The following is a 9,139-nucleotide window of genomic DNA, read 5'->3' as shown; positions in this document are numbered from 1 at the left end:
CCTTGTGTGCGCAGCAAGGCTGCACCTATGAACTCACAGAGTGTGATCGTCGGAAACACCGGCTGTGAGGCCAGCCATGTTTTGTCCGCAGCGATTTAAGGGTCGTTCTGGATCCACGGTTCCGTCAAAGCCCCGGCGGTGTGTCCGCGCTGAGGCACGGTTTCAGGCCATTTTCACAGCAGTTACTGCAGAGGCTCTGCCGATTTCCCTGCGAATGGCCGGAAGGAAGAACCGGCATTCTGGATCGCCACATCTCGTCAGCTTTTGCCTTGACATACCGGGCGGCGTTTATTTCCGAAGGGGGCAGCGTTACAGAAATATAGTTGTCTTGTCGTTTCGTCGCCCTGCGATTCAAAAGTCGGTCCAACCGACAGCCGATTTCATAGGTGCGTCTGAAGCGTCGTCTTGCGGCAGTTCCGATTCGCCTGCTTTGTTTGTATCCTGTTGTGCAACAACCGCGATAGTATCGGCGTTCAGGTCGCTTTCAAAATCGTCTTCGCGTTGCCGCTTCGTATCGATTTTGAACACAGCTACGACACGAGCCAATTGCGCGGCATCATTGCGAAGGACTTGGCTGGCAGCGGTCGTTTCCTCGACCATGGCAGCATTGTGCTGAGTCACCTGATCGAGTTGGGCGACGCCGGTGTTGATCTCATTGAGAGTGGTTGATTGCTCCTCCGCGCCCAAGGCAATATCGCTCACATGCCCAGAAATCGTGCTGACGCGGCCAATAATTTTTTCAAGCTCTTCGCCTGTGCGGCCAACGAGGCGTACGCCTTCGCCGACTTGTTCGGTGCTTTCAACGATCAGATGCTTGATTTCCTGGGCGGCTCCCGCCGAGCGCTGCGCCAATGCGCGCACTTCGGACGCGACGACAGCAAAACCTCTCCCGGCTTCACCAGCCCGGGCGGCCTCAACGCCGGCGTTCAATGCAAGTAGGTTTGTCTGAAAGGCAATATCGTCGATCACGGTCAGGATCTTTGAGATCTTGCTGGACGATGCCTCGATATTGGACATTGCATCCACGGCATCGGTCACAACTTTCCCGCTCTGCTCAGCTGTGGAGCGGGTCTCGTCCATGATGCCTTCGACTTTTCGTGCCCCTTCCGCGGCAGAGCGAACGCTACCGTTCAGCTCTTCCATGGCGGCAGCAGTCTCTTCCAACGTCGCCGCTTGGCTTTCGGTTCGTTGAGAGAGATCACCGCTAGATACGCTGATCTGTTCGGCGCTTGAGCGGATGCGTTCTGAACTCTCGATTACGGAGTCGATGATGCTGACCATTGTCGCACGGGTCGAGTTGAAATTCCGGCGTAGGGTTTCATACTCTTCAGTGAAGGCTTCGCTGATAGCATGTGTCAGATCGCCATCCGACATCTGTTTCAGCGCGTGGCTGAGAACTTCGACAACTTGCTTTTGATATTCCTGTGAGCGTTCACGCTCATCTGCCAGCTCTTGTGCATCTGCCAACTGGCGTTTGAGGTTTTCAACGTTCCGCGCGATGCGACCGATTTCGTCTGCGCGGGACAAGTATTGCCCCGGCTGTTCGTAGTTTCCGTCGGCGATCTGAACAATGCTGGTCCCAAGATCACTGAGTGGACGGCTGACAATGCGGCGCAGCATGATTGCAGACAACAAGCACATGAGGAGGAAAATACCACCTGCAACCCCATAGGCGATCAACTGGCGCTCCAGAACATCCGCCTTTGCCGCAGCGCTAGACCAAAGCATCGCCACCGCCCCAACTGCTGCGCCCTTCGACGTTGTGGCCGGTGCTGCGACCATGTTGCCACTATTGCTCGTCTCGGCCGCGTTGACCTCCGCGGCTGCAGTTGCCAGCGCCGTAAGCGCGCCGATCTGCTCTTCGTTTGCGGTGCCGGAGGAGGCGATCACCTTGCCGTCGGTATTGACCGCAATGCCGTGCAGCGAACGCCCCTCTGACATTTCGATGACTTTCGCCAGATCGGCGTTGAGTTTTTCCTCGTCGCCGAACCGAATGGCACCACCGCTACGCGAGGCAATGGAGTAGGTTACGTTGACACCAAGCGTGTCGACGCCCGCCTTTACTGTTTGGTCGATGATCAGCTTGTTTGCCACGGTTATGAATGTGGCGGTGACCAAGGTTGCCGCCGCCAGCAACAGGCTGAGCTTGGCAAAGACGGACCATCCTTTGATGGACGGAGGTTTTTTCTTGAGAATTGCCATAGATGTACCGATCCTGATGCCCGTGTGGGCAGGAATTACAGAAGGCTCTCTGCGTCGACGCCAACAGTGATCGCGCCGATCGGAGATCCAGTCTCGGGGTCTACGATGGTCATGGAAATCTGGCCCTGATAGCGCTGCGTGGACTCATCCAGCTCGACCTCGCTGATATGGACGCTGTCAGCGCCTTTGCCAAAGGTATCCTGAAACTTGGCTTCATCCCCTTGCCACATGTCGGACGTGACATCTGACGCCGCGACGTTCAGGCCATGTGCGCCCATCACGAATACTTCCGTAATCGTGCCCATGGACTCTTCGACCCGCGCACGCAGGGAGTCGGATACGGGATTGTTCAGAATCGGAGCGATGGGGTCGCTGGATGGTGAGCCGACCGAGGCGCGCCAGGCTTGGTCCATCTCGTCGATCTGTGCTTGGGTGATGCCATCGCGGGCTTCGTTCTGTGCTTGGATGGCCGCAACGATTTCCGGAGCGTTGGCCCAGCCGCTGATCTCATCTTCCATGTAGGCTTGCAGGGCCGGGGTGAATTCATCAGCCGCATAGACTGGGGCGGCCAGCAGCAGTGCTGCAACGGTAGGTACAAAACGCACGATTTAACTCCTTCAAGACGAGGCATCGGTAATTATCCACATCTTCTGGATTAGCGCAGAGAGTTTACCAGCCAATTAACTCCCGGCTGCGCGGCATTTACCTTGGCATGCACCTTTTTGACCGTGGGGGTTGCAGCGGGCGTGAAAGCAGGTTCGGATCTTCGCAAAACGCCTTGATCTCAAAGTGTTAAAAGGCGCATGCTCAAGCTGCTCCCAGTCGGGGCCAATTCGGTAGAGTATCTTTTTGGCGCTGATTGTATGGAATTCATGTTGCCCAACGGGATATCTCAGATCTTCTGAACCGGCATTTTACGTGATCTAAAACCGGATTGGTGCGGATGATTGAGCTGAAGGATCTGCAATTGCTGACGGCGCTGGCGCGTCATCGACATTTCGCCAAGGCGGCAGAAGCGTGCCATATGTCCCAACCTGCGTTTTCCATGCGGATCCGTAGCCTGGAGGATAAACTGGGTCTGTCGATCGTGCGTCGCGGAAACCGGTTTCAGGGCCTGACGGGCGAAGGGCAGATGATCGTGGATCGAGCGCGCGGCATTCTCGATGATGCCAAGGCGCTGGATCAGGAAATTGCCGCAGCGCGGGGTGAGGTGACCGGTGCGCTTGTTATTGGCGCCGTGCCCACTGCGACCTCCTTTGCGGCCAAGTTGATTGATCAACTGCACCAAGCGCATCCGCGCCTTCTGGTCCGCCTCGAAGTCACCACCTCGCTCACGATCCAGCAACGTCTCTATGATGGTACGCTGGATGCAGGCGTGACCTATAGTGACAGCGTCGTGCAGGAGAATATGAGCCTGCTGCCGCTCTATGATGAAACCTATGTTTTGCTCGCAACTCAGGACATGCTGGGGTCTCACGCGACGTCTATAAGCTGGACGGACGCGGCAAAACTACCCTTGAGCCTGCTTGAGCCGCAGATGCAAAATCGCCGTATCTTGGACCGTATCTTTGCAGACCTCGATCTGCGTCCGGAGGTTATGTCGGAATCGACAGGCTTCATGGCGTCCATGGTCATGGCGCGCGGAGGGTCTGTCGCGACCATTCTGCCGCGCGCTCTTGTGGAGGCGCTGGGACCGATTGAGGGGACACTTGCTCTGCCCTTGGTCGACCCGGAGCCCGCACGTCCGATTTGCCTCGCAAGTGTAGAGCGGCAACCGGAGCTGACGACGCTCCGTGCGCTCAAGAGTGTCATCGCCGCAGCTGCATCATAAGCTTATCTTATCGCGCCTTCGGGCATTCAAATTTGACCATGGGGAATGAGGGTGTGATTGCGGTTTCAGGCACCTGAGTTGGGAGACACCCATGGCACCCTTGGACAACACATCTGGCGTTTGGAAATCTGGACGCGGCAAGGGGCGCAAGACGCCCAAGGGCCGTCAGCTTGACGATCAGGCCCATTCCGACATCCTCGACCTTTTGGGGGACCGCCCGCGCAGCCGCGATTTGCTGATCGAGTTCCTGCATCTGGTGCAGGACCAGTTCGGTCACATCTCTGCGGCGCATATCCGGGCATTGTCCGAGGAAATGCGTGTGGGGCAGGCGGAAATCTATGAGGTTGCAAGCTTTTACGCCCATTTCGACGTAGTGAAGGAAGGCGAAACCCCACCACCGGCGCTGACCATCCGGGTCTGCGACTCGCTTTCGTGCGAGCTGGCCGGGGCCGAGCAGTTGAAACAGGCGCTGGAGGACGGCATGGACCCCACTCAGGTCCGCGTTCTGCGTGCGCCCTGCATGGGCCGTTGCGACACCGCGCCCGTGTTGGAAATCGGTCACAACCATATCGATCACGCTTCCGTGGCCAAGGTCGAGGCGGCCATCGCGGCAGAGGATACTCACGCGCATCTGCCGCAGTATGAGGACTACCGCGCCTATGCCATCGCGGGCGGCTATGAGGTGCTGAAGGACCTCCGCGCCAATGGCGATTGGGAGGCGGTGCAGGACAAGGTTCTGTCTGCCGGGCTGCGCGGCCTTGGCGGCGCGGGGTTTCCGTCGGGCAAGAAATGGGGCTTTGTGCGCATGAACGAAGGTCCGCGCTATCTCGCCGTGAATGGCGATGAGGGCGAACCGGGCACCTTCAAGGACCGCTACTATCTGGAACGCACGCCGCATGTCTTTCTCGAGGGCATGTTGATCGCAGCTTGGGCGGTCGAGGCGGAAAAAGCCTTTATCTACATGCGCGACGAATATCCGGCGGTGCTGGAAATCCTGCGCCGTGAGATTGCCGCGCTGGAAGCGGCGGGCATCGTCGAGGAAGGCTATATCGACCTGCGCCGTGGGGCAGGGGCCTATATCTGCGGTGAAGAAAGCGCGATGATCGAGTCGATCGAAGGCAAGCGCGGCGAGCCGCGCCACCGTCCGCCCTTTGTGGCGCAGGTGGGCGTCTTTGGCCAGCCGACCCTCGTGCATAACGTCGAGACACTATACTGGGTCACCAAGATCAACCGCGAAGGGCCGGAGTGCCTGAACGCGGTCGAAAAGAATGGCCGCAAGGGGCTGCGCTCCTACTCCGTATCCGGTCGTGTGAAAAATCCGGGCGTGCATCTGCTGCCTGCGGGCTCCACCATTCTGGATGTGATCGAGGCGGCCGGTGGCATGCTGGATGGTCATGGTTTCAAGGCCTATCAGCCGGGGGGGCCATCCTCCGGCCTGTTGCCGGCGCATATGGATGACATCCCGCTCGATTTCGACACGCTGCAGCCACATGGGTCCTTCATTGGTTCTGCCGCCGTGGTGGTGCTGTCGGATCAGGATTCCGCCCGTGATGCGGCGCTGAACATGCTGCGCTTCTTCGAGGATGAGAGCTGCGGCCAGTGCACCCCGTGCCGGGTCGGCTGCGAAAAGGCCGTGAAGCTGATGCAAGCGGAAAAATGGGATCAGGATCTGCTGGAAGAGCTGAGTGCCGCGATGATCGACACCTCGATTTGCGGTCTGGGTCAGGCCGCGCCGAACCCGATCCGCCTGACCATCAAACATTTCCCCGAGGAGGTCTGAGCATGGCCTCCGCAATGATGTCTCGCCCGGTGGGAACCACCGGGCCGCGCCTGACTTTCCCCGCGGGAGTGCGCGATTGCGCCTCCCCAAGGTCAGTCGCAGCCCTCACCTCATCTTCGCAAGCTAAGGAGATCTGAGCCATGTCGAAGCAAATCACCTTCACCCTCGACGGCGAACAGGTCACCGCAGAGGCGGGTCTGACCATCTGGGAGGTCGCCAATGGTCGCGGCCTGAAGATCCCGCATCTGTGTCACAAGCCGCAGCCCGGCTACCGCCCGGATGGCAACTGCCGCGCCTGCATGGTGGAGATCGAAGGCGAGCGCACGCTGGCCGCCTCCTGCATTCGCGAACCTGCCGATGGCATGGTCGTCACCACCAACAACGCCCGCGCCGAAGGGGCGCGCAAGATGGTGATGGAGCTGCTGGTCGCCGACCAGCCGAAACAGGACGAGGCGCACGACAAGTCCTCGCATCTCTGGGACATGGCAGAGCTGAACGGGGTTTCGGAGTCGCGCTTCCCCAAGGTCGAAGAGGGTCGCATCCCGCTGCTGGACGACAGCCATGTCGCCATGAGCGTCAACCTCGATGCCTGTATCTCCTGCGGCCTTTGCGTACGCGCTTGCCGCGAAGTGCAGGTCAATGATGTGATCGGCATGGCGGGGCGTGGGCATGACGCCTATCCGACCTTCGACATCGCCGATCCTATGGGAGACTCATCCTGCGTTGCCTGCGGTGAATGCGTCCAGGCTTGCCCGACCGGCGCGCTGATGCCAGCCACCGTGGTGGATGAGAACCAGGTTGGCGACCGCGCTGATTACGACACGGAAACCGAAAGCGTCTGCCCGTTCTGCGGAGTGGGGTGCAAGGTTTCGCTCAAGGTCAAGGACAACAAGGTCAAATATGTTGAGGGCATCAACGGCCCGGCCAACGAAGGCCGTCTTTGCGTCAAGGGCCGCTTTGGCTTTGACTATATCCATCACCCGCACCGGCTGACCAAGCCGCTGATCCGCCGCGACGATGCCCCTGCCAAGGGTCTCAACGTCGATCCCGGCAACCTGATGACCCATTTCCGCGAAGCAACCTGGGAAGAGGCGATGGATGTCGCCGCCAAAGGGCTCGTCAAGCTGCGCGATCAAGACCCGAAATCGGTTGCCGGTTTCGGCTCGGCCAAATGCACCAATGAAGAGGCTTATCTCTTCCAGAAGTTCATTCGTCAGGGCTTTAAACACAATAACGTCGACCACTGCACCCGCCTGTGCCACGCCTCTTCGGTGGCGGCGCTGATCGAAAACGTGGGCAGTGGTGCTGTGACTGCAACCTTCAATCAGATCGAAAACTCTGATGTGGCGATCATCATCGGCGCCAACCCGATCGAGAACCATCCCGTTGCGGCGACCTATTTCAAGCAGTTCACCAAACGCGGTGGCAAGCTGATCGTGATGGATCCGCGCGGGGTCGGCATGCGCCGCTACGCCGACGAGATGCTGCAATTCCGCCCCGGCGCAGACGTGTCGATGCTCAACGCGATCATGAATGTGATCGTGGAAGAAGAGCTCTACGACAGCCAGTATATCCACCGCTGGACCGAGAACTGGGAGGCCGAGAAGGAACACCTGAAGGCCTTCACCCCGGAAGCCATGTCCGAAATCTGCGGTATCTCTCCTGAACAGCTGCGTCGGGTGGCGCGTATCTTTGCCGGGGCCGAAGCCGGCATGATCTTCTGGGGCATGGGGGTCAGTCAGCACATCCACGGCACCGACAACTCCCGCTGCCTGATCTCTCTTGCCCTGATGACCGGCAATGTGGGCAAGCCCGGCGCTGGCCTGCACCCGCTGCGCGGACAGAACAATGTGCAGGGCGCGTCTGACGCGGGTCTCATTCCGATGTTCCTGCCGGACTACCAATCGGTGATGGATGATGGCATCCGCAAGAGCTTTACCGATGTCTGGGGCGGCGGCGACTTCTCCAACGAGAAGGGCCTCACGGTGACCGAGATCGTCGATCAGGTCTATGCGGGCAATATCAAGGGCATGTACATTCAGGGTGAGAACCCGGCAATGTCCGACCCAGATGCGGATCACGCCCGCGAGGCTTTTGCCAAGCTGGACCTGATGGTGGTGCAGGACATCTTCCTGACTGAGACTGCCAACTTTGCCGATGTGATCCTGCCGGCCTCGACACTCTATGAAAAGAACGGCACCGTGTCGAACACCAACCGCCAGGTACAACGCGTGCGCCCCGCCGTCACGCCTCCAGGCGAGGCACGCGAGGACTGGAAGATCACCGTGGAGCTGGCGCAGCGCATTGGTTTGCCCTGGGCTTACAATGATGTGTCCGAAGTCTTTGCCGAGATGAAGCTTAACATGAAGTCGCTCGACAATATCACATGGGAGCGTCTGGAGACCGAGACCATCACCTACCCGTCGCTGCACGAGACCGACCCCGGTCAGGCGATCGTCTTTGGCGACGGCTTCCCGCGTGCCGAGGGACGGGCGAAGTTCACCCCCGCCAGCGTCATCCCACCGGATGAGGCACCGGATGCGGAGTTCCCGATGATCATGACCACCGGTCGCCAGCTGGAACATTGGCACACCGGATCAATGACCCGGCGGTCCTTGGTGCTGGATGCGGTCGAACCCGAGGCCAACTGCTCCCTGCACCCCAAGACCCTGCGGGCGCTGGGCGTCGAGCCGGGCGAGATGGTCTGCCTGTCCACGCGGCGGGGGGCCATTGAGATCATGGCCCGTGCGGACAGGGCGATCGCAGAGGACATGGTGTTTGTGCCCTTCGCCTATGTGGAGGCGGCGGCCAATATCCTGACCAACCCGGCGATCGACCCCTATGGCAAGATCCCGGAATTCAAATTCTCTGCCGTGCGGGTAGAGAAGGCGAAGGGCCAGATCGCGGCGGAGTGATCCCCTATAGAGTGGCAACAAGACAAAGCGCGGAGGATTTCCTCTGCGCTTTTTTGTTTTAGCGGCTGGGTTTCGCGCTGGGTGCGACTCGTTTTGTTTGTTTGGTCTGCGAGTCGCGACGCGATTCCGCGGTTGAGTCTGTGGGTAAGTGGGGGCGGCTTGTGGATAAGTGGTTTTTGCGGGGAGTTGGGGATGTGTTTGGCGGGTGGAACGGGGCGAAAGCGGTGGGGTGGAAGTGTTTTTTGAAGGCTTAACGCTTTGATATTAAACATAGTTCACAGAAGTTTCGCATTTTTTGTGCGGTTTTGGTATTTTTGGGTTGCGGCTCATTGGGTCTAACCTTAGAACCCCCTCTACCGGCGGCGCTGAGGCGCTACGGTGACAGACTAGACGGGGCGGCGGCGACGCAGG

5 protein-coding genes are annotated in these 9,139 nt (G+C 59.3%); 3 read left to right on the top strand and 2 right to left on the bottom strand.

The features are described from left to right. Positions 1–351: 351 nt before the first annotated feature. Together CLV89_RS21565 and CLV89_RS21560 are read right to left on the bottom strand one after the other, a co-directional pair. Entirely contained in the window at positions 352–2,202 is a 1,851-nt protein-coding gene (locus CLV89_RS21565; protein ID WP_106165656.1) for a methyl-accepting chemotaxis protein, read from the bottom strand. Positions 2,203–2,237: 35 nt separating this feature from the next. After that, the gene (locus CLV89_RS21560; RefSeq protein WP_106165655.1) at positions 2,238–2,807 is read right to left on the bottom strand and encodes a hypothetical protein; all 570 of its coding nucleotides are present in this window, start codon (positions 2,805–2,807) and stop codon (positions 2,238–2,240) included. A gap of 338 nt (positions 2,808–3,145) precedes the next feature. Between CLV89_RS21560 and CLV89_RS21555 the strand changes: the two genes are divergently transcribed. From CLV89_RS21555 to fdhF, 3 genes are all read left to right on the top strand, one after another. Then, positions 3,146–4,033, top strand: coding sequence for a LysR family transcriptional regulator (locus tag CLV89_RS21555; RefSeq protein WP_106165654.1), 888 nt, complete (start codon positions 3,146–3,148; stop codon positions 4,031–4,033). 91 nt (positions 4,034–4,124) lie between these two features. Further along, positions 4,125–5,813 carry an NAD(P)H-dependent oxidoreductase subunit E gene (locus CLV89_RS21550; protein ID WP_106165653.1) on the top strand — a complete coding sequence of 563 codons (1,689 nt, stop codon included), beginning with the start codon at positions 4,125–4,127 and terminating at the stop codon, positions 5,811–5,813. Positions 5,814–5,953: 140 nt separating this feature from the next. After that, positions 5,954–8,728 (top strand): formate dehydrogenase subunit alpha, encoded by a 2,775-nt coding sequence (gene fdhF, locus CLV89_RS21545; RefSeq protein WP_106165652.1) that lies wholly within the window; start codon positions 5,954–5,956, stop codon positions 8,726–8,728. Positions 8,729–9,139: the final 411 nt, after the last annotated feature.

Origin of the sequence: Tritonibacter scottomollicae, from assembly GCF_003003215.1 — a bacterium.
GTDB lineage: Bacteria > Pseudomonadota > Alphaproteobacteria > Rhodobacterales > Rhodobacteraceae > Epibacterium > Epibacterium scottomollicae.
Note: the sequence above shows the minus strand (reverse complement) of the source record. Positions and strands in the feature narration are given on the sequence as shown.

Bases quoted from the DNA above. Each gene is read 5' to 3' on its own strand.
- CLV89_RS21565 (WP_106165656.1), bottom strand. From the start codon at position 2,202: ATGGCAATTCTCAAGAAAAAACCTCCGTCCATCAAAGGATGGTCCGTC.
- CLV89_RS21555 (WP_106165654.1), top strand. From the start codon at position 3,146: ATGATTGAGCTGAAGGATCTGCAATTGCTGACGGCGCTGGCGCGTCAT.
- CLV89_RS21550 (WP_106165653.1), top strand. From the start codon at position 4,125: ATGGCACCCTTGGACAACACATCTGGCGTTTGGAAATCTGGACGCGGC.
- fdhF (WP_106165652.1), top strand. From the start codon at position 5,954: ATGTCGAAGCAAATCACCTTCACCCTCGACGGCGAACAGGTCACCGCA.